21 protein-coding genes are annotated in these 26,028 nt (G+C 69.7%); 15 read left to right on the forward strand and 6 right to left on the reverse strand.

Annotation, left to right across the window (positions count from 1 at the left end; all coding sequences use genetic code 11):
* Positions 1-62 precede the first annotated feature (62 nt).
* From EV139_RS10905 to EV139_RS10915, 3 genes are all read left to right on the forward strand, one after another.
* Positions 63-665, forward strand: coding sequence for a DEAD/DEAH box helicase family protein (locus tag EV139_RS10905; RefSeq protein ID WP_237464340.1), 603 nt, complete (start codon positions 63-65; stop codon positions 663-665).
* A gap of 236 nt (positions 666-901) precedes the next feature.
* Positions 902-2,494, forward strand: coding sequence for an isocitrate lyase (locus EV139_RS10910; RefSeq protein WP_130454353.1), 1,593 nt, complete (start codon positions 902-904; stop codon positions 2,492-2,494).
* A gap of 177 nt (positions 2,495-2,671) precedes the next feature.
* The gene (locus EV139_RS10915) at positions 2,672-3,187 is read left to right on the forward strand and encodes a mycothiol transferase (protein ID WP_130454354.1); all 516 of its coding nucleotides are present in this window, start codon (positions 2,672-2,674) and stop codon (positions 3,185-3,187) included.
* A gap of 52 nt (positions 3,188-3,239) precedes the next feature.
* Here EV139_RS10915 and EV139_RS10920 read toward each other — a convergent pair whose 3' ends face one another.
* On the reverse strand, positions 3,240-4,079 hold the full coding sequence (locus tag EV139_RS10920; protein WP_130454355.1) for a DNA methyltransferase: 840 nt from the start codon (positions 4,077-4,079) through the stop codon (positions 3,240-3,242).
* Positions 4,080-4,155: 76 nt separating this feature from the next.
* Here EV139_RS10920 and EV139_RS10925 point away from each other — a divergent pair, with 76 nt between their 5' ends.
* The 3 genes from EV139_RS10925 to EV139_RS10935 all read left to right on the forward strand — a co-directional run bounded on the left by EV139_RS10925 (position 4,156) and on the right by EV139_RS10935 (position 9,768).
* Complete coding sequence (locus EV139_RS10925) at positions 4,156-4,542, forward strand: DUF4260 family protein (protein WP_130454356.1); 387 nt, start codon at positions 4,156-4,158, stop codon at positions 4,540-4,542.
* A 104-nt stretch (positions 4,543-4,646) separates the two neighbouring features.
* Complete coding sequence (locus EV139_RS10930; RefSeq protein ID WP_130454357.1) at positions 4,647-8,411, forward strand: chromosome segregation SMC family protein; 3,765 nt, start codon at positions 4,647-4,649, stop codon at positions 8,409-8,411.
* 103 nt (positions 8,412-8,514) lie between these two features.
* The gene (locus EV139_RS10935; RefSeq protein ID WP_130454358.1) at positions 8,515-9,768 is read left to right on the forward strand and encodes an ABC transporter substrate-binding protein; all 1,254 of its coding nucleotides are present in this window, start codon (positions 8,515-8,517) and stop codon (positions 9,766-9,768) included.
* A gap of 86 nt (positions 9,769-9,854) precedes the next feature.
* Here EV139_RS10935 and cyoE read toward each other — a convergent pair whose 3' ends face one another.
* The gene (gene cyoE / locus EV139_RS10940) at positions 9,855-10,922 is read right to left on the reverse strand and encodes a heme o synthase (protein ID WP_130454359.1); all 1,068 of its coding nucleotides are present in this window, start codon (positions 10,920-10,922) and stop codon (positions 9,855-9,857) included.
* Positions 10,923-11,152: 230 nt separating this feature from the next.
* On the opposite strand from cyoE, the gene EV139_RS10945 reads away from it, so the two are divergent.
* Positions 11,153-14,218 carry a DEAD/DEAH box helicase gene (locus EV139_RS10945; RefSeq protein ID WP_130454360.1) on the forward strand — a complete coding sequence of 1,022 codons (3,066 nt, stop codon included), beginning with the start codon at positions 11,153-11,155 and terminating at the stop codon, positions 14,216-14,218.
* On the opposite strand, the gene EV139_RS10950 is transcribed toward EV139_RS10945, so the two are convergent.
* From EV139_RS10950 to EV139_RS10965, 4 genes are read right to left on the reverse strand one after another with little or no spacing between them, the layout of a single operon-like run.
* Positions 14,215-15,063 carry an ABC transporter ATP-binding protein gene (locus EV139_RS10950; protein ID WP_130454361.1) on the reverse strand — a complete coding sequence of 283 codons (849 nt, stop codon included), beginning with the start codon at positions 15,061-15,063 and terminating at the stop codon, positions 14,215-14,217. The two genes, EV139_RS10945 and EV139_RS10950, sit on opposite strands and share 4 nt — an antisense overlap.
* Positions 15,060-16,076, reverse strand: coding sequence for an ABC transporter ATP-binding protein (locus tag EV139_RS10955; protein WP_130454362.1), 1,017 nt, complete (start codon positions 16,074-16,076; stop codon positions 15,060-15,062). The genes EV139_RS10950 and EV139_RS10955 overlap by 4 nt, the downstream gene beginning before the upstream one ends.
* On the reverse strand, positions 16,069-17,055 hold the full coding sequence (locus EV139_RS10960) for a branched-chain amino acid ABC transporter permease (protein ID WP_130454363.1): 987 nt from the start codon (positions 17,053-17,055) through the stop codon (positions 16,069-16,071). The genes EV139_RS10955 and EV139_RS10960 overlap by 8 nt, the downstream gene beginning before the upstream one ends.
* An 8-nt stretch (positions 17,056-17,063) precedes the next feature.
* Positions 17,064-18,503, reverse strand: a complete 1,440-nt coding sequence (locus tag EV139_RS10965; protein WP_241989028.1) for a branched-chain amino acid ABC transporter permease — start codon at positions 18,501-18,503, stop codon at positions 17,064-17,066.
* Positions 18,504-18,647: 144 nt separating this feature from the next.
* Here EV139_RS10965 and ftsY point away from each other — a divergent pair, with 144 nt between their 5' ends.
* From ftsY to trmD, 8 genes are all read left to right on the forward strand, one after another.
* On the forward strand, positions 18,648-19,523 hold the full coding sequence (ftsY, locus tag EV139_RS10970) for a signal recognition particle-docking protein FtsY (RefSeq protein WP_130454364.1): 876 nt from the start codon (positions 18,648-18,650) through the stop codon (positions 19,521-19,523).
* Between the two features lie 155 nt (positions 19,524-19,678).
* A complete protein-coding gene (locus EV139_RS10975; protein WP_130454365.1) occupies positions 19,679-20,533 on the forward strand; it encodes a 3-hydroxyacyl-CoA dehydrogenase in 855 nt (284 codons plus the stop codon).
* Positions 20,534-20,605: 72 nt separating this feature from the next.
* Complete coding sequence (gene ffh / locus EV139_RS10980) at positions 20,606-22,171, forward strand: signal recognition particle protein (RefSeq protein WP_130454366.1); 1,566 nt, start codon at positions 20,606-20,608, stop codon at positions 22,169-22,171.
* Between the two features lie 194 nt (positions 22,172-22,365).
* Positions 22,366-23,670 (forward strand): alpha/beta fold hydrolase, encoded by a 1,305-nt coding sequence (locus EV139_RS10985; protein WP_130454367.1) that lies wholly within the window; start codon positions 22,366-22,368, stop codon positions 23,668-23,670.
* 140 nt (positions 23,671-23,810) lie between these two features.
* Entirely contained in the window at positions 23,811-24,242 is a 432-nt protein-coding gene (gene rpsP / locus EV139_RS10990) for a 30S ribosomal protein S16 (RefSeq protein ID WP_130454368.1), read from the forward strand.
* A 5-nt stretch (positions 24,243-24,247) separates the two neighbouring features.
* The gene (locus EV139_RS10995) at positions 24,248-24,556 is read left to right on the forward strand and encodes an RNA-binding protein (protein WP_130454369.1); all 309 of its coding nucleotides are present in this window, start codon (positions 24,248-24,250) and stop codon (positions 24,554-24,556) included.
* A 56-nt stretch (positions 24,557-24,612) separates the two neighbouring features.
* On the forward strand, positions 24,613-25,275 hold the full coding sequence (rimM, locus tag EV139_RS11000) for a ribosome maturation factor RimM (RefSeq protein ID WP_337248709.1): 663 nt from the start codon (positions 24,613-24,615) through the stop codon (positions 25,273-25,275).
* Entirely contained in the window at positions 25,272-26,006 is a 735-nt protein-coding gene (trmD, locus tag EV139_RS11005; protein WP_130454371.1) for a tRNA (guanosine(37)-N1)-methyltransferase TrmD, read from the forward strand. The genes rimM and trmD overlap by 4 nt, the downstream gene beginning before the upstream one ends.
* Positions 26,007-26,028 lie beyond the last annotated feature (22 nt).

Genomic DNA, 26,028 nt, shown 5'->3' on the forward strand with positions numbered 1-26,028 from the left:
CGGAGCGCGCGGGACCCGCGCGGTTCGGACCTTGCTCGGGTGCCCCGCCCGCGTCGGATACCATGAGCGAAACCCGCCATCCCGAGGAGGTTCGCGTGCGCGTCGTCGTCTCGGGTACCCATGGCAGCGGGAAGAGCACCCTCATCGCTGACTTTGCGGCGGCGCACCCCGCGTGGGAGATACTGCCCGATCCCTACGAGTATCTCGACTGGGCGGACGACGCGGCGGGAGCCGGGTCGTTTGGCGCGCAGTTGGTGCTCGCCGCGGCGCGGCTCCACGAACCGGCGGCGGCTCCCGTGCTCGCCGAGCGCGGCCCGATCGACTTCCTCGCCTACCTGCTCGCGCTCGAGCAGCTTGGCCGGCCGGGCGCCTCTGCCGCAGCGCTCGAGCGTGGGCGACGGCTCACCGTGCGCGCCGCCGCCGCGGTCGATCTGCAGGTGGTGCTCCCGCTCCACTGGGACGACGCGATCCGGGTGGGCGACGACGAGGACACCGAGCTTCGCGCCGCGATGAACGACGCGCTCTGCGAGCTCAGTGATGATCCCGACCTCACGGGCGCCTGCGAGGTTCTCGAGATCGCGGGGACGCCGGCTCTGCGGCTCGCGCAGCTTGAGGCCGCGATCCGCGCGCTTGAGCGTCCGCGGGCCGCTCCCCGCTCTCGCTGAGCGCCGGGTGCGCGGTGCGTGCCTCGGCTGCGGGGGCCTCGGTCGCGGTGCGCCCTGACCAGAGCACACCTCGGCCACAGCACCCCTCCAAACTCGCGGTAATTCCGTGAAGCAGAAATACCGCGTATTTTCACCCACGATTTGGCGCGTGTGTCGGTGCTGGGCGGTGCAGAGTGAGAAGTAGCCCAGAAAGGTCACCGCGATTGTGATCTGGCAATCACTACAAAGGAGTCACCATGACTGCATTCCAGAACGACGTCGAGGCCGTGGAGGCGCTCAAGGCTGAGCACGGGTCAAGCTGGGGACAGATCAACCCTGAGCATGTCGCGCGGATGCGGGCTCAGAACCGGTTCAAGACCGGTCTCGAGATCGCGCAGTACACCGCCGACATCATGCGCCGCGACATGGGGGAGTACGACGCCGACTCCTCGGTGTACACGCAGTCGCTCGGCGTCTGGCACGGCTTCATCGGCCAGCAGAAGCTGATCTCGATCAAGAAGCACCTCAAGACGACGAACAAGCGCTACCTCTACCTCTCGGGCTGGATGGTCGCTGCCCTCCGCTCCGAGTTCGGCCCGCTGCCCGACCAGTCGATGCACGAGAAGACCTCGGTCCCCGCGCTGATCGAGGAGCTCTACACCTTCCTCCGCCAGGCCGACGCACGCGAGCTCGACCTGCTCTTCACGCAGCTCGACGACGCCCGTGTCGCGGGCGACGAGACCGCCGTCGAGTTCCTGCAGTCGCAGATCGACACCTACGAGACCCACGTGGTCCCGATCATCGCCGACATCGACGCCGGCTTCGGAAACCCCGAGGCCACCTACCTGCTCGCGAAGAAGATGATCGAGGCGGGTGCCTGCGCGATCCAGATCGAGAACCAGGTCTCCGACGAGAAGCAGTGCGGCCACCAGGACGGCAAGGTGACGGTGCCGCACGAGGACTTCCTCGCGAAGATCAACGCCGTGCGCTACGCGTTCCTTGAGCTCGGGATCGACAACGGCGTGATCGTCGCACGCACCGACTCGCTCGGTGCGGGTCTCACGCAGAAGCTCGCCGTCACCACCACCCCGGGCGACCTCGGCGACCAGTACAACTCGTTCCTTGATGTCGAGGAGATCTCCGAGTCCGAGCTTGGCAACGGCGACGTCGTGATCAAGCGCGACGGCAAGCTGCTGCGTCCCAAGCGCCTCGCGAGCAACCTGTTCCAGTTCCGCGCCGGCACCGGCGAGGACCGCTGCGTGCTCGACTCGATCACCTCGCTGCAGAACGGCGCCGACCTGCTCTGGATCGAGACCGAGAAGCCGCACGTCGAGCAGATCGCGGGCATGGTCGACCGGATCCGCGAGGTCATCCCGAACGCGAAGCTGGTCTACAACAACAGCCCGTCCTTCAACTGGACGCTGAACTTCCGCCAGCAGGCGTACGATCAGCTCGCCGCGGAGGGCACGGACGTGTCGGCCTACGACCGCGACAAGCTCATGAGCGTCGAGTACGACGCGACCGAGCTCGCGCAGCTCGCCGACGAGAAGATCCGCACCTTCCAGCGCGACGGGTCCGCCCGCGCCGGTATCTTCCACCACCTCATCACCCTGCCGACCTACCACACGGCCGCGCTGTCCACCGACAACCTGGCCAAGGGCTACTTCGGCGACGAGGGCATGCTCACCTACGTGCGCGACGTGCAGCGTGAGGAGATCCGCCAGGGCATCGCGACGGTCAAGCACCAGAACATGGCCGGCAGCGACATCGGCGACAACCACAAGGAGTACTTCGCCGGCGACGCCGCCCTCAAGGCCGGCGGCAAGGACAACACGATGAACCAGTTCTAACGGTTCGCACCACCCGTGCGGGGGGCTCGGCTTCGGCCGGCCCCCCGCTGGCGTGTCCGGGCCGTCCGCGTCCGCGCCCTGGGCGCCCCAGCCCTCGCGCGATCGGTTCCGCGCGTCGCGTGGGCGGGGGAGGCAGCACCCTCGCCCCGGCCAGCTCGGAGGCGTAGGGTGTCGCGTATGAACGGCACTGAGATCCTCATCGACCTGGCCCGCCGCCCGCTTGAGGCGGCCGAGCACCTCCGCGGTGCACTGACACCCGAGCTGCTCAACGCGCACCCGCACCACGACAACTCGATCGCGTGGCTGCTGTGGCACGCGGCGCGCGAGATCGACGAGCAACTCGTCGCGCTCACGGGCGCCGCGTCGGTGGCGGAGTCCGGCGGGTTCGCGGTGCGCTTCGGCCTCAACGTGGCCCCGCACGAGCTCGGCTATGGCCACACCCCCGAGCAGGCGCGTGGGATCGTGGTGCGCGACGCGGACCTGCTGCTTGAGTACCTCGGCGCGGTCGTGGCCGCCCAGGTCGCGTATCTGGAAACCCTCGACGCGGCCGACCTGTCCCGCATCGTAGATGAGCGGTGGGAGCCGCCGGTGACCCTCGCCGCGCGCATGGTGAGCATGAGCTGCGACGCCGCTGAGCACGTGGGCCAGGCTGCCTACGTTGCCGGGATGGGCGCGGGCGCGTTCGAACGCTAGCGTGCGGCGGGGCCGTCGGTGCCCTTAAGGATGGGCGCGGGGATCACGGCGGCTACCCGGCCGGTGCGACCACCGGCTCAGCCTCCGGCTCAGCCTCCGGCTCAGCCTCCGGCTCAGCCTCCGGCTCAGCCTCCGGCTCAGCCTCCGGCTCAGCCGCCGGCTCACGCTGAAAGACGAGCAGCGCGTCGGCCACGAGATCGTGCGGGTAGCGGTCCCAGGTGATCTCGGTGACGCCCACCGGCGTGAGGTGGCGCGCGAGTTCGCGTGCGCAGTCCCGGATGAGGTGGGTGGTGCGCCCGCCGTGGTGAATATCGGCGACGTTCCAGACCACGAAGCCGCCGGGTGCGACCACGCGCGCGCACTGCGCGGCGACCAGGCCGAGCTCGGCGAGGTACCGCGCGTAGTCCCCGGTGTCCTGCTCGTACGCGGTGAGCGGGTCGGCCTCGTGATCCTCCGCCGTCATGTAGGGCGGGGAAGTGAGCACGAGTGCGATCTCGGAGACCGCGCCGGGCGCCGCGGCGCGGTCGGGGCGCTCGCGGTCGAGGATCCGGGTGAGCTCGCGCGCGTCGCCCTCGATCACGCGTGCGCCCGGCACCCGCTCCCGCACGTGCGCGACTCGCTCGGGGAGGAGCTCGATTCCGAGTGCGGCGCGGCCGAGCGCTGCGGCGCGGCCGAGCGTCGTGCCAAACCCGGCGAACGGGTCGAACACCAGCTCACCGGGGCGGGAACAGCGCTCGATCACGTGGTCCACGATCTCGCCGATCATGTGCACGTCCTCCTCCGCGCCTGGCGGGCGGGCCGCGACGAAGCTGGCGTGCGTCGCGGTGAGGCGGTCGGCGAGCGGGGACGGCGCGAGGGTGCCCGCGCGCGGTGCCGCGGGGAGAGTCTTCATGCGTTGGAGTGTAGCGGGGCCCGGGGCGCGGCGCCGCGGGTGCGGCCGCGCACCCGCGGGCGGCTAGCATTGGAGCATGATGTTTTCGCGTGCAATGTGGGGCATGAGCGCCGCGGTCTGGCTCGTCGTCGCGGTGCTCTGGTGCGTGATGTGGGGCTGGCCGGCGGTCTTCGTGGTCGTGGTGTTCGCCCTGCTCCCCGATATCGCGCTCGTGGGAGCCTTCGAGGAGCGCGGCCGGCTCAAGCCGAGCCGCGTCGCCTTCTACAACCTGATGCACAGTGTGGCGGTCCCCGCCGCGCTCATTGCCGGCGGCTTCATCGTGATGCTGCTCACTGGCGGGCTGGCGAACGGCCACTGGGGGATCGCGCTCGCGGGCCTCGCCTGGTTCGTGCACATCGCCGCGGATCGCGTGTTCGGCTTCGGGCCGCGCGCCGAGGACGGCACGATCGCGCCACTGGCCTGAGCCGGCGCGGGCGAAGCGCCCGCGGAATCCCGCGGATCAGGCGGAACCCCCGGTAGGCTCTGAGGGATCCGCATTGGCCCGGAGCGCGAGGAGGAGGAGGCGGCGTGCACCTGAAGAGTCTGACGCTCAAGGGCTTCAAGTCGTTCGCGCAACCGACCACCTTCCAATTTGAACCGGGCGTCACCGCCATCGTCGGGCCCAACGGCTCGGGGAAGTCGAACGTGGTCGACGCGCTCGCCTGGGTGATGGGGGAGCAGGGCGCGAAGACGCTCCGCGGCGGCAAGATGGAAGACGTGATCTTCGCCGGCACCGCGACGCGCGGCCCGCTCGGCCGCGCCGAGGTACGCCTCACGATCGACAACTCGGACGGCGCGCTGCCGATCGAGTACTCAGAGGTGACGATCAGCCGCACGCTGTTCCGCAACGGGTCGAGCGAGTACGCGATCAACGGCGAATCGTGCCGCCTGCTCGATGTGCAGGAGCTGCTGAGCGACTCCGGGCTGGGCCGCGAGATGCACGTGATCGTGGGGCAGGGGCAGCTCGACGCCGTGCTGCGCGCCACCCCGGAAGACCGGCGCGGCTTCATCGAGGAGGCGGCCGGCATCCTGAAGCACCGGCGCCGCAAGGAGCGCACCATTCGCAAGCTTGACGCGATGGAGACGAACCTCACCCGGCTGAACGACCTCGCCGGCGAGATCCGGCGGCAGCTCAAGCCGCTCGGTCGTCAGGCCGAGGTGGCGCGCGCCGCCCAGGGGATCGCCGCCGAGGCGCGCGACGCGAAGGCGCGGCTGCTCGCCGACGATGTGTTCCGGCTCCGCGCCGAGCTCGACACACTGTCGCGGGACGAGGCCGAGCAGCACTCCGAGCGCATCGTGCTGCAAGAGCAGGTGGAGCAGAAACAGCTCCGGATCCAGCGGCTCGAACAGGAGCAGCAGAGCGACGAGCTCGACGCCGCGCGCCGCGTGACCATCGGGCTTGAGTCGGTGCAGGCAAAGCTGCGCGGGCTGTACGCGCAGACGCAGCAGCGCCTCACCTTTCTCGCCACCCAGGCGGAGGCGCCCGAGCAGGTGACGCGCCTGAGCCGCGGGGCCATCGACGAGGCGAGCGCCGAGGCTGATCGCCTCGCAGCGCTGGTCCCCGAGGCCGAGGCCGCGTGGCAGCGGGCGGGCACCGCCACCCGCGCCGCCCAGGGCGCGCTCGACGCCACCGACGAGCACATCGCGGCCCAGAGCGCGCTCGTGTCGCGGCACGATTTGCAGCTGTCGCAGCTGCGCGGCCGCACCGAGGCCGCCGCGCAGAAGCTTGCCACGGTGGGCCAGGAGGCGAGTCGCCGCGAGCACGCGGTGGCGCAGGCCCGGGCCCGGCTCGACGAGGCGCGGGCGGCCCTCGCCGCGTTTGCCGAGCAGGCGGACGACGAGGATCGGCCCGAGGCCGGGCTCGACGACGCGTACCGCGCGGCGCAGGACGCGCAGGCGACCGCCGAGCAGCAGCGCGACGCCGCGCGCGATCGGCTTCACGCGCTCGAACAGGAGCGCGCGGGACTCGAGGCCCGGATCAGTGCGCTCACCCGGTCGCTCGATCAGCGGGACGCGTCGGGGGCCCTGCTCGACGCCCCGCCTCGCGGCATCACTGGCCGCGTCGCCGAGCGCGTACGCGTGCGCGACGGCTTCGAGGCGGCCGTGGGTGCCGCCCTCGGCGCGTTCGCCGACGCGCTGCTCGCGGACTCGCCCGCGGCCGCTGAGCACGCGGTCGGGGTGGCGCGCGCGCAGGATCTGGGGCGGCTGCGAGCTGTGCTCGGCTCCTCGGGCGAGCTCGCGGTGGACGCGCCCGAGGTGCCGGGGCTGACCCGCGTGAGCGACATCCTCCTTGAGGCGCCCGACGGCGTGCGCGGCCTGCTCGCGCGCAGCTACGTCGCCGCCGATCTCGACGCCGCCGTTGCCGCGGCGGACGCACTTCGCGAGCGCGTGCCGGGGGTCGGATACACGGTGGTGACCGGCGCCGGCGACGTGCTGACGCAGTACACGCTGAGCGGCGGTTCCGGGCAGGCGCCCTCGCGAATCGAGGTCACCGCCGAGCTTGAGCAGGCCGCGGAGCGTCGCGCTGCCGTTGCGTCCGAGATCGCCGACACCGAGGCAGAGCTCGCGGAGCTGCGCGCGGCCGTCGCCCGCTCGAAGACCGCCGCAGAGGAAAGCTTCGCGGAGCTGCGCTCTGCCGACGCGCGCCGCGCCGAGGTCGCCAAGGAACGAAACCGCCTCGTCACCCGCGCTGAGGCGGCCGAGGCCGAGGCCGGGCGCGCCGAGCAGGCGCTCGGCGGCGTCGCGGATGCGGTGGCTGAGGCGGAGCGCGAAGCCGAGCGCGCGGAGCAGAGCCTCGCGGAAGCGGAGGCCGAGCCGCGACCGATGCTCGACGCGGGCCAGCGCGACCAGCTGTTTGCGGAGCTCGAGGCCGCGCGGGCGGGCGAACTTGAGGCGCGGCTCGCGCTTGAAACCGCGCGCGAGCGCGCACGCGCGGGAGCTGCCCACCGGGACACCCTCGCCGAGCAGTTCGCCGCCGAGCAGCGCGCGGCCGAGGAGGCCGCGCGCCGCGCGGTGCTTCGCGCGCGGCAGGTGGCGCAGGCCACCCACGTTGCCGAACTGCTCCCCGCGATCCTTGACGCCTGCGACCGCTCCCTCGCTGAGGCGCGCCTCGCGCAGCAGCGCGCCGAGCAGGAGCGGGCCCGGCACAGCCAAGAGCTCACCCTGCTCCGCTCCGAGGGCTCCGAGCTGCGACAGAAGCTGCAGGGGCTCACCGAGCGCGTGCACGGCGCGGAGCTGAAGAGCTACGAGCGCAAGCTGCAGCTCTCGAGCCTGCTTGAGCGCTCGGGCAACGAGCTCGGCCTCGTCGAAGACGTGCTGATCGCGGAGTACGGCCCCGATCAGCTGATCCCCGAGCTCGGCGCCGGGAGCCCGGACGGCGGCGACACCGCCGCCTCGTCCGCGGGCACGGCGGACGTCGCCGGCGGCGAGGAACCGCAGTTCGCGAACGCGCTCGAGGCCGAGCTCGCCGCGGAGCTGGGCCTGACGGCCACCGGCACGCACGATTCCGACGGCGTTGCGCTCCCCGCGGCGCGGGACGGCGGGGACTCGCAGTCCGGCGGGGAGTCGCTGTCCGGTGGCGAGGCGCAGCCAGTAACCGGCGTGCCGTTCGTGCGCGCTGAACAGGAGCGGCGCCTCGCGAAGGCGGAGCGACGCCTCGCCGAACTGGGGCGCATCAACCCGCTCGCCCTCGAGGAGTTCGCGGCGCTTGAGCAGCGGCACACGTTCCTCACGGAGCAGCTGCAAGACCTCACGAAGACGCGCTCGGACCTGCTCGCGATCATCGCGGAGCTCGACCAGAAGATGCAGGGGATCTTCGCGGCCGCGTTCGAGGACACGCGAGTCGCCTTCGCCGAGGTGTTCCCGATCCTCTTCCCCGGCGGCTCAGGTGAGATCGCGCTGAGCAACCCGGACGACCTGCTGAACACCGGCATCGAGATGGCGGTGAAGCCCGCGGGCAAGCAGGTGGAGCGGCTCTCGCTGCTCTCTGGCGGTGAGCGCTCGCTCGCCGCGGTCGCCTGGCTGATGGCGATCTTCCAGGCGCGGCCGAGCCCGTTCTACATCGTCGACGAGGTCGAGGCGGCGCTGGACGACGCGAACCTGGGGCGCCTGCTGCAGGTGTTCGATCGGCTGCGTGAGAACTCGCAGCTCATCATCATCACGCACCAGAAGCGCACCATGGAGATCGCGGACGCCCTCTATGGCGTGTCGATGCGCCAGGACGGAATCTCCGCGGTCGTCGGCCAGCGGATCGAGCGCGAGGCGGGCGTCGGGTCACGAGACGCTAACAACTGACCGATCGGCCGGAAAGATCCCCGTCCCCAACCCGGGGAATCGCTATGCTCATCCTGTATGCCGCAGAGTCGCGGCGTCGAGAATGTGCAGAAAGGCGTCATTCATGAAGAACTTCTCGAAACGGGCCACTACTGGGATCGCGCTTGCCGCTGGCGCGGCGCTGCTGCTGAGCGGGTGCACCACGAGTGGGGGGTCTGACGCGTCGGGCGGCTCCGGTGAGCAGGTGCTCCGGATCGGCACGCTGCTGCCCCAGACGGGTTCGCTTGAGCACCTGATCTACGGCCCGCAGGCCGCGGTGAAGCTCGCGGTCTCCGAGATCAACGACGCCGGCGGCGTGCTCGGCAACGACGTCGAGGTGGTCGTCGAAGCGAACGAGCACGATCCCACCGACCCCACGATCATGTCGAAGAGCGTTGACGAGATCATCAAGGCGGATCCGGCATTCGTGCTCGGCGCCATGGGTACCGGAAACACGAACGCTGCGATGCCGAAGCTGACCGAGGCCGGGATCCTGATGGGTTCGCCCTCGAACACGGGCATCGCGCTCGCCGGCGTCAACGAGCTGTACTTCCGCACCATTGCATCGGACATCATCCAGGGCCGCGCCCTCGGCAACCTGGTGCTCCAGGACGGCAACACCTCCGTCGCGGTGCTGGCGCAGAACAACGACTACGGCAAGGGCTTGCGAGACAACCTCCAGGCCACGCTTGAGGAGGCCGGCGCCGAGGTCGTGTACGGCGCCGAGGGCTCCGGCGAGGAGTTCCCCGAGGCGCAGACCACGTTCTCGTCCGAGGTCACCGCGGCGCTCGCGAAGAACCCGGACGCGGTGGCGATGGTCAGCTACGTCGAAGCGAAGCAGGCAATCCCCGAGCTCGCGGCGCAGGGCTTTGACCTCTCCAAGCTGTACCTCGTCGACGGCAACACCGTGCCGTACCCCGAGTTCGACGCCGGTCTGCTCGAGGGCGCGCAGGGCACCACGCCCGGCCGCACGGTCGATCCAAGCTTTGAGGAGGCGCTCGTCGCCGCCTCGTCGGATGCGAGCAAGAGCCTCAACTTCGCGCCCGAGGCCTACGACGCCGTGATGCTCGTGGCCCTCGCCGCGCAGCGCGGCGGAGCGGCCGACACCGAGACGATCGTGGCGAACCTGCACGCGGTCTCCGGGACCGACGGCGGCGAAAAGTGCGACGCGTACGCCGACTGCCTCGCGCTGCTTGAGGACGGCAAGGACATCCACTACGAGGGCAAGGCCGGCGGCGGCCCCCTCAACGACGACAACGAGCCGTCGACCGCGCTGATCGGGCTCTACCGCTTCGACGCGGAGAACACCCCGCAGGCCGTGGGCGAGATCGAGGGCTAGGCTCCGCCCCGCCCAACGGCACAGGGCCGGCCTCCCGCAGGGGAGACCGGCCCTGAGTCGTTTCAGCGGCGCGAGCGCGCGACGCGCTATGGCAGCAGTGGCCCCACGGAGATCATGAGGCTGTACGCCATGATGATCACGAGCGAGAACCTGAACATGCGGCGTGCCCAGGCGCTGTCGTCGGTGGCGCTGAAGCCCTGGATGCCGATCACGATCCACCACAGGCCGAGCGCGCCCATCACCACCGCGTACACCCAGCCGGTGTACCCGAACGGAGTGAGGAGCACCGCGGAGACCGCGTAGGCGATGGTGTAAATGAGGATCTGCACCTTGGTCTGCGGGATGCCCTTCACCACGGTGATCACGGGGACCCCGGCGCGTGCGTACTCGTCGCGGCGGTACACCGCGATCGAGTAGAACTCGGGCATCTGCCAGAAGAAAATCGCGAGGAACGCGAGGATCGCGCCGGCGTCGACCACCCCGGTCACAGCCACGTAGCCGGCGAAGATCGGGGCGGCGCCCGAAATGCTGCCGATGAGGGTGCCGTGCACGCTCATCCGCTTGGAGAGCATGCCGTAGAGCACCACGTAGGTGAAGAATCCGGCCAGGCCGGTCGCCACGACCAGCCAGTTGGTCCAGCCGATCAGCACGGCGTTGCCGAGCACGAACAGCACGACCGTGAAGATGATCGCGCCGCGGATACTGATGCTCCCGGAGACGGTGGCCCGCTTCTTGGTGCGCTCCATGCGGTCGTCGATGTCGCGGTCGAGGATGTTGTTGAGCACGCAGGCCGCCGCGATCACGAGCGTGGTGCCCACCACGGTCGCGAGGAAGAGCAGGCCGTCGAAGATGCGCGTGGCGCCGGCGGCCAGCAGGAAGCCCGCGGCGGCGGTGAGCACGTTGCCATAGAGCACGCCCGGCTTCGTCAGCGAGTAGTACCTCGCAAACGCGGCGCCAAACGTGTCGCCGTCGGCGCGCGACGCGATCTTCGCGTCGGTGCCGCGGCTGCGCTCTGAGAACACGGCCGCGTCGGCCAGCTCGGAGAGCTCCGGAGCGATCTCGCTCTGCTCGGCCGCGGTCTCGCGGTCGCTGCGCGCCCCGCCGCGGTCGCTCGAGCCGGGCTGGTCATGTGTGGGGGACCCACTCGTGGGCATACGAATCTGGCCTTTCTCAAGCCCCGGCGCGCGCTGGCGCGGGATCGCCGCGTGCGGTGCGGCTGTCCGCAACGCTGGCCGAGCCGAGCGCCGTAGCCGAGTGGCTGCGGATTCCTCCCTCAAATATACCCGCTCAATTCTGAGATCGTCGCAGCGGGGCCAAGAATCGTCGATTCTGAGTGTGCGGCGGCCGTGCGCGTGTCGGTGGCACCTCCTACGATGAGAGAGACATGACCAGCCCCTCCGCCGACTCCGCCGGCACTCAGCCCCGCAGCGCGAACCACTGGCGCGCCCAGCTCGCCGATCTCCTCGGCTCCCGCGCGGCCGAGCACACCGCCGCCGCCCAGCCGAGCAGCCAGCTCGCGCTGCAGTTCGAGCTGCGCGAGCTCATTCCGCGCACGGCCGAGCGGTGGAACGGGCCCACGTCGCGCTCCCTGCGGGGCGCCAGCGAACCCGGGAGCGGTGACTACCGGCTCGCCACGCGCCCGGCGATGCGCACGGAGCGCGGCTGGGCGCGCGGCTCGCTCACCTGGTCAAACATCGGTCACCAGGGCAGCCGATTGCGGCTCGACCCCGCCCAGCAGCGCTGGTTCCGCCAGTTTTATGCGCTGCACCGCGCGGCCGAGCCGATCGCCGTGGGGCAGGATCCAAACTGGGTGTTTCTCGACGACTTCGTGAGTCCGGCGCTGTGGAGCATGCTCGCGCAGGTGGAACCGCTGGGAATCGCCCTCGTGGGTACCGGCACGCGGGCCACGGTGCAGCTGCACGCGGCGGCCAGGCTCACGCTCGACGCGACGGTCGACGCGGGAGGCGCGCTCACGCTGCGGCCGCAGCTCGCCCTCGCCGACGAGGTGGTCCCCGCCGCCGGGTGGCGGGCCGTTGGCGACCACGGCGTGTACCTGGCCGAGCACGGGGGTGATCGCGCGGTGCGGCTCGCCCCGGTGCCCGCAGGGCTCACGCCCGCGGAGGCCGCGCTGCTCGCGCACGGTGAGCGCGGCGCGAGCTCCGGCGTCGCGGGCCCACTGCTGATCCCCGCGGGGGAGCGAGCCGCCTTCCTCGCCGACGGCCTGCCCGAGCTGCGCCGCGGCTTCAGCGTGGGCAGCGCCGACGGGTCGGTCACGTTGCCCGCCCCCGCCCCGGGCCTTGTGGTGCTCACCGCGGCCTGGCGCGCCGGGCACCGCCTCGCGCTGAGCTGGCACATCGAGGGCGCGCCGGGGGCGCCGGATCCGGTGCTCGCCGAGCTGCTCCCCGCCGAGCTGATCGGCGATGAGCTTGTGCCGGCCGCCTGGCTCGCCGAACCGCCGCTCCCGCCGCGCGTCGAGCTGCGTGGCGTCGACGCGGCGGCCTTCATGGGGGGCGTCGTGCCCTCGCTCAAGATCATTGATGGCATCGCGGTGCGCGTCACCGGCGCACCGCCCAACTACCGCGAGGCGCAGGGCATCCCGCAGCTCACGGTAACGACGGTGCCGAGCGAGCAGGAGGACTGGTTCGACCTCGGGGTGCTCGTCACGGTCGAGGGGAAGACCGTCCCGTTCGTGCCGCTGTTTCGCGCCCTCGCGCTCGGGCGCAAGAAGCTGCTCCTCGTCGACAACAGCTATCTCTCGCTCACCCATCCCGCGTTTGCGCCGCTCGCGGAGCTGATCGCTGAAGCGCAGGATCTCGACGAGTGGGAGACCGGGGTGCGGATCAGCCGGCACCAGGTCACGCTCTGGGCCGAGTTTGAAGACCTCGCAGACGAGTCGATCGCCGCGGTCGAGTGGCGCGCCCTCGTGGCCGAGGTGCGGGCGGACATCCCAGCCGAGACGCCCGTGCCGCCCGGCATCCACGCTGAGCTGCGGCCGTACCAGCGCGACGGGTTCAACTGGCTGGCGTTCCTCTGGCGCCACCGGCTGGGTGGGATCCTCGCGGACGACATGGGGCTTGGCAAGACCCTGCAGTGCCTCACCCTCATCGCACACGCGGCGGATCCGCGGCCGTTCCTCGTGGTTGCCCCCACCTCGGTGATGAGCAACTGGGCGGCGGAGGCCGCCCGCTTTGCCCCCGGGCTGCGCGTGCGCGTACGCACCGCCACCGAGGCCGCGTCTGGCCGGCCGCTGCGGGCCGATGCAGCGGAGGCGGACGTCATCGTCACGAGCTACGCGCTCTTCCGGCTCGACTCGGAGCGGTTCACCGAGGTCGCGTCGGATCCGCACCTGGGATTCGCCGGGCTCATCCTCGATGAGGCGCAGTTCGTCAAGAACGCGCGCGCCCAGGGCAACGAGCTCGCCGAGCAGCTGCCGGTGGCGTGGAAGCTCGCGGTCACGGGCACCCCCATCGAGAACTCGCTGCGCGAGCTCCACGCACTCTGTCGCATCGTCGCACCCGGCCTCTTCCCCTCGGCGCGGCGGTTTGAGGAGGAGTACGTGCGCGCGATCGAGCGGCCCGCGCTCGGGATCTCCGTCGGCGTGGGCGCCGGCAGCGGCCCGGGCGTGCAGGCGGGTCTGCGCGCGCAGCGCACGGAGCGGCTGCGCCGCCGGCTGCGTCCATTTCTCTTGCGTCGCACCAAAGACCTGGTCGCCCCCGAGCTCCCCGAGAAGCAGGAACAGATCCTTGAGATTGAGCTCGATCCGGGGCACCGGGAGCTCTACGACGTGTTCGTGCAGCGCGAGCGCCAGAAGCTGTTCGGGCTGATCGCAGACCTCGACCGCAACCGATTCACCGTGTTCCGCTCGCTCACGCTGCTGCGCATGCTGGCGCTCGACGCGTCGCTCATCGACGAGCAGTACACCGCGCTTCCGTCTGCAAAGCTCGAGGCGCTCGCGGAGCGGGCCGCGGCGCTCGCGGCCGAGGGTCGCCGCGCGCTCGTGTTCAGCCAGTTCACCTCGTTCCTCGACCGCGCGCGCGAGCGACTGCACGCGGCAGGCGTGCGCACGGTCACGCTCGACGGCAGCACGCGCAACCGCGACGCGGTGATCGCACGTTTCCGGGCGGGCGAGGCCGACGTGTTCCTGATCAGCCTGAAGGCCGGAGGGGTGGGCCTCAACCTCACGGAGGCCGACACCGTGCTCCTCCTCGACCCGTGGTGGAACCCGGCGAGCGAGGCACAGGCGATCGACCGCACCCACCGGATCGGGCAGCGCTCGCCCGTGCACGTGGTCCGCATGATCGCGCTCGGCACCATCGAGGAGAAAGTGCTCGCCCTGCAGCGGCGCAAGCGGGCGCTCTTCGACGCCGTGATCGACGACGAGGAACTGTTCGCGCAGACGCTCACCGCCGCCGACGTGCGCGAGCTGCTCGGCGGGGAGGCGCTGGCCTAGCCTTCGGCCGGGCCAGTTTCGGCTGCGCTCGGTCCGGCCGAGCCTGCTTCGGCCCCGGCCCCGGCCCCGCCGTCCCGGGCGCCGCCCCGGCGCTCGGAGCCCTTCGCCTCCACCTCCTTCGCGAGCGTGCCGAGGTACAGTTCGATCACGCGCGGATCGTTTGCGAGCTCCCGGCCGGGCCCCTCATACGCGTTCGTGCCCTGATCGAGCACGTAGGCGCGATCGCAGATCTGCAGGCACCGCCGGGCATTCTGCTCGACCATGATGATCGTGACCCCGGTCTGATTGATCTGCCGGGTGCGGATGAACGTCTCGTCCTGGCGCACGGGGGAGAGGCCGGCGCTCGGCTCGTCGAGGAGCAGCACCTGCGGCTGCATCATGAGCGCGCGAGCCATGGCGACGGACTGCCGCTCGCCGCCCGAGAGCGAGCCGGCAAGCTGCTTGCGCCGCTCGGCGAGCATGGGGAAGAGATCCCACATGTCCTGGGCGCGCGTGGCGAACTCCTTCGGCTTGAGGAAGAGGCCCATCTGCAGGTTCTCCTCGATCGAGAGCGACGGGAAGACGTTGTGTGACTGCGGCACGAACCCCACCCCGGCTCGCACGAGCTCGTTCGTCTTCAGCCCGGTCACGTCGCGTCCGTCGAGCGTGACCGATCCGGCGCGGATGTTGACCAGCCCGAAGAGCGCCTTCAAGAGCGTCGACTTCCCGGCTCCGTTGGGGCCAATGATCCCCACCAGCTCGCCGCGGCGCGCTTCGAGGGAGCACCGGTTCAGAATGTTGATGCCCGGGAGATAGCCAGCGTCGAGGCCGTCCGCGCGGAGAATCGGCTGTGTGGTGTCGCTCATCGCGATCCCTCCTGTGCATCGAGTGCGGCCTCGTCGGCCACCTCTTCCGAGATTGCGCGGATCACCCCGGTGGTAAGTACGTCATCGTCCCCGAGGTCCCGATCGTGGTGCGCGCCGAGGTAAGCATCGACGACCGCCTCGCTCGACATCACGTCCTCGGGGAGCCCCTCGGCGATGATCTGCCCCTGGGCCATCACCACCACCCAGTCGGAAATGTGCCGCACCATGTGCATGTCGTGCTCCACGAAGAGCACGGTCGTACCCTCGTCGCGGAGCATCTGAATGTGGTCGAGCAGGCTCTGGGTGAGCGCGGGATTGACGCCGGCCATCGGCTCGTCGAGCATGATCATCGCCGGCTCCGCCATGAGCGCGCGCGCCATCTCGAGCAGTTTCTTCTGCCCGCCCGAGAGCCCGCCGGCCATGTCGTTGCGCTTCGCGTCGAGCTTGAACCGCCGCAGCAGCTCGTCTGCGCGCGCAATGTTCTCCCGCTCACGCTTGGCCCACAGCGGCTTGATGAGGCCCACGAGCAGGTTCTCGCCCGGCTGATCGGCGGCGCCAATCAGCATGTTCTCGAGCACCGTCATGCGGCTGAGCGCCTTCGTGAGCTGGAACGTGCGGATCATGCCGGCCCGCGCTACCCGGGTGGCTGTGGTGCGGCCGAGGTCCCGCCCCTCGAAGCTCCAGCGTGCGCGATCCGGGGCGCTGCCCCCGAACGGGCGCGCCGCGTTCGTGGGGCGGTCAAAGCCCGTGAGGAGGTTGAAGAAGGTGGTCTTGCCGGCCCCGTTGGGTCCGATCAGCGCGGTGATCGCGCCGCGCTGCACTTCGAGGTGGTCGACGTCGACGGCGGTCATGCCGCCGAAGCGTCGCTCGATGCGGTCGACCGTGAGGATCGGATCTGGCTTGGCGCTGCCCGGGACCTGCTCGAGTCCCGCGAGCGTGGCGCGCAGCGCGGCGCGATCGTGCGGGTACTCGCCGGGGCGTACGGGGGCATGCGACGGTGCGAGCTCAGACATTGAACGACAGCTCCTTCTTGTTCCCGAGTATTCCTTGGGGCCTAAATATAACGAGCAGCATCAGCATGAGCCCGATGAGAATCCACGACACGATCTCGGTCTGCTGCGCGTTGAGTACGCTGTCCGGCACGAACTCCGAGGCAACGCTCGTGATCACGAGGCGCACCACGAAGAACAGGATCGAGCCGAGCAGGGGCCCGAGGATCGTCGCGGCGCCGCCGAGCAGCATAATCATCCACAGGTTGAACGTGGTGGCGCGGCCCATGCCGTCGGGGTTGATCGCAGCGGGGAACGCCATGATGATGCCGCCAAAACCGCCCATCACGCCGCCGATCATCAGCGCCTGCATCTTGTACGAGAACGTGTTCTTGCCGAGGCTGCGCACGGCGTCCTCGTCTTCCCGGATCCCCTTGAGCACCCGGCCCCACGGGCTCCGCATCAGCAGCCAGGTGACGAGCAGGAAGAGCGCGACGAGGCCCCAGGCGACGATCCGCGACCACCAGTCGTCCACGCCGGTGTTGACGTAGTCGAGGCTCAAGAACGACGTGCGGCCCTCGGGGAGCGGGGAGAGCGCATTGAACTCCTCGCGAAACTTGGGGCTCTGGATCCCGCTCGGCCCACCCGTGATGGGGGTGAGGTTCGCGAGCCGCGCGGTCATGCGGATGATCTCTGCGGCCCCGATCGTGACGATCGCGAGGTAGTCGCCCCGAAGCTTGAGCGTGGGGATCCCGAGTAGCAGCGCGAACGCGGCCGACGCGAGCATGGAGATCAGGATCGCCGGGAAGAACCCCAGGCCGTTCATCACGGAGATAACAAAGCCGTAGCCGCCCACGAGCATGAACCCCGCCTGGCCCATGTTCATGAGCCCGGTGAACCCGAAGTGGATGTTGAGGCCAATCGCCGCGAGCACGAAGGCGGCGGTGACGGGGGAGAGCGCGGTCTGCAGGATTGACTGCAGCAGGCTAATCAGAAAGTCCATGGCGGTCCCTACCCGACCCGCTCAGCGCGGCCGAAGATGCCCTGTGGCCGAACCAGCAGGACGAGAATGAGGATGAAGAGTGCGGCCGCGTGTTTGAGGTCGCCGGGCAGCCAGATGTTCGCCATCTCGACGACGAGCCCGATGATCATCGCGCCCATGACGGCGCCGAAGGCGGTGCCGATACCGCCGAGCACCACCGCCGCGAACAGGAGGAGCAGGAAGTGCCAGCCGGTGTTCCAGGAGATGCCGTTGAGCACGAGGCCCAGGAGCACGCCGGCGAGTCCGGCGAGGGCCGAGCTTGCGATCCACACGATCCGGATCACGCCGTTCACGTCAATGCCGGACGCCTCGGCGAGCGCCGGGTTGTCGGATACCGCGCGCGTGGCGCGGCCGAAGCGGGTGTACTTGAGCGCGAGCCCCACGGCGACGATCGCGACGAGCGCGATGCCCATGGCGATGTACGACTGCACGGTGAGGGTGACGCCCAGCAGCGTGACGGTCTGCGGGGTGCTCGGGTCAATGCGCAGCACGTTTGCGCCGAAGAAGAACTGGAAGACGTTCTGCAGCACGATCGACAGGGCGATCGAGACGATCATCATCTGCATGAGGCTGAGTCGCCGTTTGCGCAGCGGCCGCCAGAGCACCGTGTCTTGCAGCCAGCCGAACGCCGCCATGATGATCACTGAGATCCCGCCGGCGAGCCAGATGTTCCCGGTGAGTCCCATGAACAGGAAGGCGAGGATGCCGCCCATCGAGAGCATCTCCGCGTGCGCGAAGTTGCTGAGCCCGGTGGTGCCGAACACGAGCGACAGCCCCACTGCGGCGAGCGAGAGCAGGAGCCCCATTCGGATCCCCGACGCGAACTGCTGCCAGAAGCGCGGCCAGGAGAACCCGTCGGCGCTGGTGCTCGCGCCCGGGGTGGTCTCGGCGCTCGTGCCGGTGCCACCATCGCTCGCACCGCCCGGCGTCGCGGTCCCCGGCTGCTCGGTGCTCGGTGCCGGGGTGGGCGAGGGAGACGTTGACTCGCCCCCGGCGGCCGCGTCGTCGGTGAGCGGGAACAGCGCGCTGGCGCTCTCGTACAGCTCGACGGTGACCTGGCGTGTGGCGGCGGCCTTGGGGAACTGGCCATCCGGGAGGGTCGCGGGGTCGATGCCGACCGTGTAGGTCCCAGACGTGGTCACCGCGAAGGCCCAGCGCCCGGCCGCATCCGAGGTGGTGCTGAGTGAACCGGGGTCGAGGGTGACGGACACGGCGACGGCTGGCTCGCCCGCGCTGGTCTTGATGACGCCCTGGATGCACGCCGTCTGCGCGTCCGGAACGCACGAGGCGTCTGCCTGAGCCGGAGACGCGGCGAAGACGGCACCGATCGCGGCGGCGAGCATCGCGAGGAGCAGCCCGGCGCCCGCGAGGCGTCTCCGGGAACCCGGTACTGACGGTGGTCGGGTCACAGTGCCTCCGTGGGGTCACGTGGAACGCCGACATCCCATCGACGTTGTTGGGGAGTGCTAACACCGTGAATCGTAGCGGAGTCTCGGGCCGCAAATGACCGATCGGCCGGTTACTCCCGCGTCTTGCATCGATAGGATCGACGTATGGCAGAGCGAACGTGGTCTTTTTCGAAGGCATTCCGCAATATCTTCAGTGGTCCCACCCTGATTACTGATGAGACCTGGGACGATCTCGAGACCGCACTGATTACCGCGGACTTTGGCCCGGACGTCACCGAGGCGCTGCTCGACTCGCTGCGGGCGGAGGTGTCGCGACTGCGCGTCACCGAGGTGTCCGAGCTGCGCAGCATGCTCCGCGACGCGGTCGAGGAGCGGCTCGCCGCCTACGACCCGACGCTGCACCTCTCGGAGCGCCCCGCGGTCATTCTCGTGGTCGGCGTCAACGGGGTGGGCAAGACCACCACGATCGGCAAGTTCGCCAACTACCTCAAAGCGTTCGACAAGCGCATCGTCGTGGGCGCCGCCGACACGTTCCGCGCCGCCGCCGTGGAGCAGCTCGGCACCTGGGCCGAGCGGGCCGGGGTTGATATCGTCAAGCCGCAGCAGCAGGGGCAGGACCCCGCGGCCGTCGCCTTCCAGACGGTCGAGCGCGCGATCGCCGAGGGCTACGACATCGCGATCATCGACACCGCGGGCCGGCTGCAGACCAAGGGCGGGCTCATGGACGAGCTCGGCAAGGTGCGCCGTGTGATCGAGAAGCAGGCGCCGGTCGCCGAGGTGCTGCTCGTGCTCGACGCCACGACGGGGCAGAACGGGCTCGCGCAGGCCGAGGCGTTCATTGAACACGCCGGGGTCACGGGCCTCGTACTCACCAAGCTCGACGGATCCGCGAAGGGCGGTTTCGTGCTCGCCGTGCAGGAAAAGACCGGGCTGCCCATCAAGCTCGTGGGGCAGGGCGAGGGGATCACCGACCTCACCGGCTTCACGCCGCACGTGTTCGCGCAGCAGCTCGTCGGCTGAGTGGGGGACTCAAATGTTCAGCCGCCCGCGAATAACTGACTGATGAGTGCAAAAAAGCGATACATTTGACGTGAGGCCTGACGGCTGGGCCACACGCTGCGGCCGCCGGACCGGAAGCTCCACCAACCAGGTGTAGCGTTCGAGAAAGGGTAACCATGCAGCACCTCACAGTACTGGGCACCGGGGTCCTGGGCTCCCAGATCATCTTCCAGGCCGCGTACTCCGGCAAGGACGTCGTAGCCTACGATCTGAACGACGAGATCCTCGCGAAGCTCCCCGAGCGGTGGGAGTATCTCAAGCCGCAGTATCTGCGAGACCTGCCCGATGCGACGCCCGAGAAGCTCGACGCCGCGGTGGCCCGAATTCGGCCGTCTTCCGACCTCGCAGACGCCCTCTCCGCCGCGGACATCGTGATCGAGGCGGTCCCCGAGCGCCTCGACATCAAGCAGAGCACCTGGGAGCGCGTGGGCCAGCTGGCCCCTGAGCAGACGATCTTCTGCACGAACTCGTCGACGCTGCTGCCGAGCGACATCGCGCCGTTCACCGGTCGCCCCGAGCGGTTCCTCGCACTGCACTTCGCAAACGAGGTGTGGCTGCACAACACGGGCGAGGTCATGGGGCACCCCGGCACGGATCCGGCGGTCTTCGAACAGGTGGCCGAGTTTGCTGCCGAGATCGGCATGGTCCCGATCCGGATCCACAAGGAGCAGCCGGGCTACGTGCTGAACTCCCTGCTCGTGCCGTTCCTCAACGCGGGCGCCAAGCTCGTCGTCCGCGGCGTCGCCACGCCCGAGGACATCGACAACACCTGGAAGATCGCGACCGGCGCACCCGCCGGCCCGTTCGAGATCTTCGACGTGGTGGGCATGATGACCCCCTACAACCTCGGCATGAGCGGGGACGACCCCGAGATGCGCGAGTTCGCTGAGTACATCAAGCGCGAATACATCGACAAGGGCTGGCTGGGCAAGGGGTCGGGTCGCGGCTTCTACGACTACAGCGGGAAGTAGCGCCGGCCCGCGGGGCCCGGGGTGAGTCGCGCGCTCATGCCGGGCCGCCGCGCGGGGTAGAATCAACCCATCATGGCTACTTTCGGAAACCTCTCTGCGCGGCTCACCGACACCTTCAAGAATCTGCGGGCGAAGGGCAAGCTGTCGGCGTCAGACGTCGACAGCACCGTACGCGAGATTCGACGCGCGCTGCTCGAAGCGGACGTCGCGCTTGACGTGGTCAAAGACTTCACCGGGAAGGTCCGCGAACGGGCCCTCGGCGACGAGGTCAACCAGGCGCTCAACCCTGCCCAGCAGGTTGTGCAGATCGTCAACGAGGAGCTCGTGGCGATCCTCGGCGGCGAACAGCGCCGGCTTGAGTTCGCGAAGAAGCCGCCGACCATCATCATGCTCGCCGGCCTCCAGGGCGCGGGCAAGACCACGCTCGCGGGCAAGCTTGCTAAGTGGCTTAAGGATCAGGGCCACACGCCCATGCTCGTCGCGTGCGACCTGCAGCGTCCCAACGCGGTGACCCAGCTGGGTGTCGTGGCCGAGCAGGCCGGGGTTGCGATCTACGCGCCCGAGCCCGGCAACGGCGTTGGCGACCCGGTGAAGGTCGCCAAGGGCGGCGTCGCCGAGGCGCGCGCAAAGCAGTACGACTTCGTGATCGTGGATACGGCTGGCCGCCTGGGCGTGGACCAGGAGCTCATGCAGCAGGCCGCGAACATTCGCAAGGCGATCGATCCCGACGAGGTGCTCTTCGTGATCGACGCAATGATCGGCCAGGACGCCGTCGCGACCGCGCAGGCGTTCCAGGAGGGTGTCGACTTCACCGGCGTGGTGCTCACCAAGCTCGACGGTGACGCGCGCGGTGGCGCGGCGCTGTCGATCCGCGGTGTGACCGGCCGCCCGATCCTCTTCGCCTCGACGGGCGAGGGGCTCGGCGACTTCGAGCCGTTCCACCCCGACCGCATGGCGAGCCGCATCCTCGATCTCGGCGATATTCTCACGCTCATCGAGCAGGCGCAGAGCGCGTTCGACGAGGGCGAGGCGCGCAAGGTCGCCGAGAAGATCGCGAAGGACGAGTTCACGCTCGACGACTTCCTCGGCCAGATGCAGCAGCTGCGCGGTGCCGGCTCCATCAAGAAGATGATGGGCATGCTTCCCGGCATGGGCAAGATGAAGGATCAGCTCGAGAACTTCGATGAGCGCGAGATTGTGCGCACCGAGGCGATTATCCAGTCGATGACACTCGCGGAGCGGCAGAACCCGAAGCTGCTCAACGGGTCGCGCCGGCTGCGCATCGCCAAGGGTTCGGGCATGACCGTTACCGACGTCAACTCGCTCGTGCAGCGCTTCGAGCAGGCCGCAAAGATGATGAAGACGGTGGCGCGCGGCGGCGTGCCCCAGATTCCGGGGATGGGACCCATGCCCGGCATGGGCGGCCACGGTGGAAAGAAGAAGGCGCAGGGCAAGGGCAAGGGCAAGAAGCAGTCGGGCAACCCGGCGAAGCGCGCCCAGGAGCAGGCTGGAATCGAGGCAAAGCAGGCGACGGCGCCGAGCGGCTCCGGGTTTGGTATCGGTGGCGGCGCCGCGGCGCAGCCGTCCGAGGAAGAGATGGCGAAGCTGCAGCAGATGCTCGGCAAGGGCCTCCGCTAGGTCACCGACCCGGCGCCTCCGCTCGGTCACCGACCCGAGCCTCCGACGGCGGTCTGGCGGGAGGGTGGCCCGGGCGCTGGCGGGCGATGGCGGGCACTGTGGCAGTGATGCTGGGCTTCCCGGTGCTGTTCGGGTGGTGGCTCGACCGGTAGATTGGCACTGACGCACGTGAGTACCGCAGGGAGGGCAGAGACATGAGCCAGGGCGCTGAGTATCTGATCGGTTCGGACATCGTCGCGCGGGACGTGTGGACCACTGTCCCGCTCGACTGGAATGACCCGCACGGCGAGACAATTCGGATCTTCGCTCGCGAACTGGTTGCCGCCGAACTGCGACACGCCGACCTGCCGCTGCTCGTGCACCTGCAGGGTGGCCCCGGTGGCAAGGGGACCCGGCCGCTCGGGCGGTCGGCCTGGGTGGGCGCCGCACTGCGCCGCTTCCGCGTGGTGATCCCCGATCAGCGCGGGACCGGCCGTTCGACGCCGCTCTCTGGCGATGACTTTGCGCCGCTTCCGGCCGCCGAGGCCGCGCGGCGGCTCTCGCTCCACCGGGCAGACTCAATCGTGCGCGACCTCGAGGCCGTGCGCGCCACGCACTACGAGGGCCGCCAGTGGTGGAGCCTGGGCCAGAGCTACGGCGGGTTTCTCACCCTCCACTACCTCTCCGTGGCCCCGGAGGCGCTGATCGGCGCCGCAGTGACCGGTGGCCTGGCGGGCCTCGAGCCGGATCCAGACGAGGTGTACCGGCGCACCTTCCCGCGGGTCGCCGCCAAGAACCGGATCTTCCGCGAGCGCACCCCACACCTGACCGATCGAGTGGCACGCATCGCGGATCTGCTTGCGGCCGAGGACGTGCGGCTTCCGGACGGCGATCGACTCACCGTGCGCCGGTTCCAGACGCTCGGCCTCGACCTCGGCATGGCGCCCGGCTACGACCGCGTGCACTGGATGCTCGACGAAGCGTTCTCGGACGAGTCGGAGACGCGGCTCAGCGACACGTTCATCCAGACCGTCGGCGCTGCGACCGGTTTTGCCACGAACCCGCTCTTCATCGCCCTGCAAGAGAGTATTTACGGGCCCGGCCCCTCGGCCTGGGCCGCACAGCGTGCCCGCGAGGAGCGACCGGAGTTCGCGGAGGCCGGGCGACCGCTCGAGTTCACGGGGGAGATGGTGTTCCCCTGGATGTTCTCAGAGATCCGCGCCCTGCGCGGTTTCCGCGCCGGGGTTGAGGAGCTCGCGTCGCGCGAGTGGCCCATCGAGATGTACGACCGCGAGCGCCTGGGGCGCAACAGCGTGCCCGTAGAGGCGGCGGTGTACTTCGACGACATGTATGTGGACGCGGGGCTCTCGCTCAACACCGCGAGCCGGGTCCCCGGGCTGAACGCCTGGGTGACCAACGAATACGAGCACGATGGGGTGCATCACGAGGGCGTCGCGGAGCGGCTATTTGCGGCGCTTGAGCTTCGTTTGGGCGGAACCCCGAGCACTCGGCGCGACTAAATTCCTGGTCACAACAAAAATTGCAAATACTGCCCGTGGTGTGGCAAAATTGATGAGTTCACGCAGTTCGCGTGCCCAGGCTTTCGCGCAGCGGCAAGACGTCGCAGCGTGTCGTCACACAGACACCCAAGGAGTCATTCATGGCCGTTAAGATCCGCCTCAAGCGCCTCGGCAAGATCCGCGCACCCTACTACCGCATCGTCGTCGCCGACTCGCGCACCAAGCGCGACGGTCGCGTGATCGAGGAGATCGGCAAGTACCACCCCACGCAGAACCCCTCGTTCATCGAGGTCGATTCGGATCGTGCGCAGTACTGGCTCAGCGTCGGCGCCCAGCCGACCGAGCAGGTTGCCGCCATCCTCAAGCTCACGGGCGACTGGGGCAAGTTCTCGGGCGAGGGCTCGACGGAGTCGAAGGTGCTCGCACCCGAGGCAAAGGTCCCGTTCGAGGTCGATTCCGCGAAGAAGACCGTGCTGCGCCCCAAGGCTGAGAAGCCCGCAGCGGTCGAGGCGCCGGCAGCAGACGCAGCCGAGGCTCCCGCCGAGGACGCAGCCGAGACCACCGAGGCCTAATTCTCTTGGCTGAACAGGCGCTTGCTGACGCGCTCGAGCACCTCGTGCGCGGGATCGTCGACCACCCCGAGCGGGTGCGCGTTGACGCGCGCGGCGGTGCCCGCGGCGAGGTCCTTGAGGTGCGCGTGCACCCCGACGATCTCGGCCGCGTGATCGGCCGTGGCGGGCGCACCGCGTCCTCCCTGCGCACCGTCGTTGCCTCGCTCGCCGCTGGCGAGCGCATCCGCGTCGACGTGGTTGACACGGACGACGCCGGCGACGCGGACGAGCTGGTCGACGCGACCGAGCCCGCTTCGAGCGGAAGCGACGCCTGATGGCCGACGCCTCCGGGCGCGCACGAGCTCCCCGTCCCGCTAGCGGGGCGGGGAGTTTGCGTGTGGGCCGCCTGACGAAGCCGCACGGTCTGAAGGGCGGCATCAAGCTCGAGCTCTTCACCGACAACCCCGAGCTTCGGTTCACCCCGGGCGCCGAGTTCTACCTGCAGGTTCCCGAGGACTCGCCCTGGTTTGGGCGCACGATCACGATGCGCGAGCTGCGCTGGTTCAACGAGTCGCCGGTTGGGTTCTTCGAGGAGCTCGCCGACCGCTCCGACGCCGAGGGCATCGTGCGCGCCATCCTCTGGATCGACGAGCAGGCAGTCGCCGACGGCGAAGAGGATAACGCCTGGTACGACCACCAGCTCGTGGGACTCGACGTGGTGCGCGAGGGCGAAAAGCTGGGCACGGTGGCCGAGGTGCGTCACTTCCCGGCTCAGGACCTCCTGGTGGTCACCACCGAGGCCGGCACCGTGCTCGTGCCGTTCGTCGAGGCGATCGTCCCGAGCGTCGATATCGAGGCCGGGCTGGTCCACGTCACCCCGCCGACCGGGCTCTTCGAGGAGCGCGAGGCGGAAATCGCCGGCGGTCCGGGGTCCGAGGCGGCGCCGCAGTCTGACGCGGCTGCCGAACCTGCCGCGGACGCTGGCTCTGCGGTTGGGGGCGACTCCGCCGCTGGTTCTGCTGCTGATTCTGACCCGCAGGATCCCGCCGCATGAGGATCGACGTTGTCTCGATCTTCCCCGGCTACTTCGACGCACTCGAGCTCTCGCTGCTCGGGAAGGCGAAGCAGCGGGGCGTGATCGACGTGCGCGTGCACGATCTGCGCGAGCACGCGCACGATAAGCACCGCACCGTCGATGACACCCCCGCCGGCGGCGGCGCGGGAATGGTCATGAAGCCGGAGCCGTGGGGCGAAGCCCTCGATTCGATCCTCACCGATCCCGAGACCACCGGCGAGCCGCTCATTATCTTCCCGTCTCCCGCGGGGGAGGTGTTCACCCAGGCGATGGCGCACGAGCTCGCGCAGGAGCCCCACCTGGTGTTCGGGTGCGGTCGGTACGAGGGCATTGATCAGCGCGTCTTCGAGGAGTACGCCGAGCGCGGTCGCGTGCGGCTGGTGAGCATCGGCGACTACATCCTGAACGGCGGTGAGGTGGCAACGATCGCGATGGTCGAGGCGATCGCGCGGCTCGTTCCCGGCGTCGTGGGCAACCCCGAGAGCCTGGTCGAGGAGTCGCACGAGTCCGGCCTCCTTGAGTACCCGAGCTACACGAAGCCCGCAAACTGGCGCGACCGGGCGGTGCCCCCCGTGCTGCTCAGCGGCAACCACGCGGCCATCGCCGCGTGGCGTCAGGAGCAGAGCATCGAGCGGACGCGGCGCGTGCGCCCCGAACTGCTGCCGCCCGAGCACCGCGGCGAGTCGCGCGGTCGTCACGCCGCGGACTAGACGCGAAGGATCGCCCCCGCGC

This window comes from Leucobacter luti, from assembly GCF_004217175.1.
Taxonomy (GTDB): domain Bacteria; phylum Actinomycetota; class Actinomycetes; order Actinomycetales; family Microbacteriaceae; genus Leucobacter; species Leucobacter luti.

Excerpts from the sequence above, each read along its gene's own strand:
- EV139_RS10905 (WP_237464340.1), top strand. The coding sequence starts at position 63 with ATGAGCGAAACCCGCCATCCCGAGGAGGTTCGCGTGCGCGTCGTCGTC.
- EV139_RS10910 (WP_130454353.1), top strand. The coding sequence starts at position 902 with ATGACTGCATTCCAGAACGACGTCGAGGCCGTGGAGGCGCTCAAGGCT.
- EV139_RS10915 (WP_130454354.1), top strand. The coding sequence starts at position 2,672 with ATGAACGGCACTGAGATCCTCATCGACCTGGCCCGCCGCCCGCTTGAG.
- EV139_RS10920 (WP_130454355.1), bottom strand. The coding sequence starts at position 4,079 with ATGAAGACTCTCCCCGCGGCACCGCGCGCGGGCACCCTCGCGCCGTCC.
- EV139_RS10925 (WP_130454356.1), top strand. The coding sequence starts at position 4,156 with ATGATGTTTTCGCGTGCAATGTGGGGCATGAGCGCCGCGGTCTGGCTC.
- EV139_RS10935 (WP_130454358.1), top strand. The coding sequence starts at position 8,515 with ATGAAGAACTTCTCGAAACGGGCCACTACTGGGATCGCGCTTGCCGCT.
- cyoE (WP_130454359.1), bottom strand. The coding sequence starts at position 10,922 with ATGCCCACGAGTGGGTCCCCCACACATGACCAGCCCGGCTCGAGCGAC.
- EV139_RS10945 (WP_130454360.1), top strand. The coding sequence starts at position 11,153 with ATGACCAGCCCCTCCGCCGACTCCGCCGGCACTCAGCCCCGCAGCGCG.
- EV139_RS10950 (WP_130454361.1), bottom strand. The coding sequence starts at position 15,063 with ATGAGCGACACCACACAGCCGATTCTCCGCGCGGACGGCCTCGACGCT.
- EV139_RS10955 (WP_130454362.1), bottom strand. The coding sequence starts at position 16,076 with ATGTCTGAGCTCGCACCGTCGCATGCCCCCGTACGCCCCGGCGAGTAC.
- EV139_RS10960 (WP_130454363.1), bottom strand. The coding sequence starts at position 17,055 with ATGGACTTTCTGATTAGCCTGCTGCAGTCAATCCTGCAGACCGCGCTC.
- ftsY (WP_130454364.1), top strand. The coding sequence starts at position 18,648 with ATGGCAGAGCGAACGTGGTCTTTTTCGAAGGCATTCCGCAATATCTTC.
- EV139_RS10975 (WP_130454365.1), top strand. The coding sequence starts at position 19,679 with ATGCAGCACCTCACAGTACTGGGCACCGGGGTCCTGGGCTCCCAGATC.
- ffh (WP_130454366.1), top strand. The coding sequence starts at position 20,606 with ATGGCTACTTTCGGAAACCTCTCTGCGCGGCTCACCGACACCTTCAAG.
- EV139_RS10985 (WP_130454367.1), top strand. The coding sequence starts at position 22,366 with ATGAGCCAGGGCGCTGAGTATCTGATCGGTTCGGACATCGTCGCGCGG.
- rpsP (WP_130454368.1), top strand. The coding sequence starts at position 23,811 with ATGGCCGTTAAGATCCGCCTCAAGCGCCTCGGCAAGATCCGCGCACCC.
- trmD (WP_130454371.1), top strand. The coding sequence starts at position 25,272 with ATGAGGATCGACGTTGTCTCGATCTTCCCCGGCTACTTCGACGCACTC.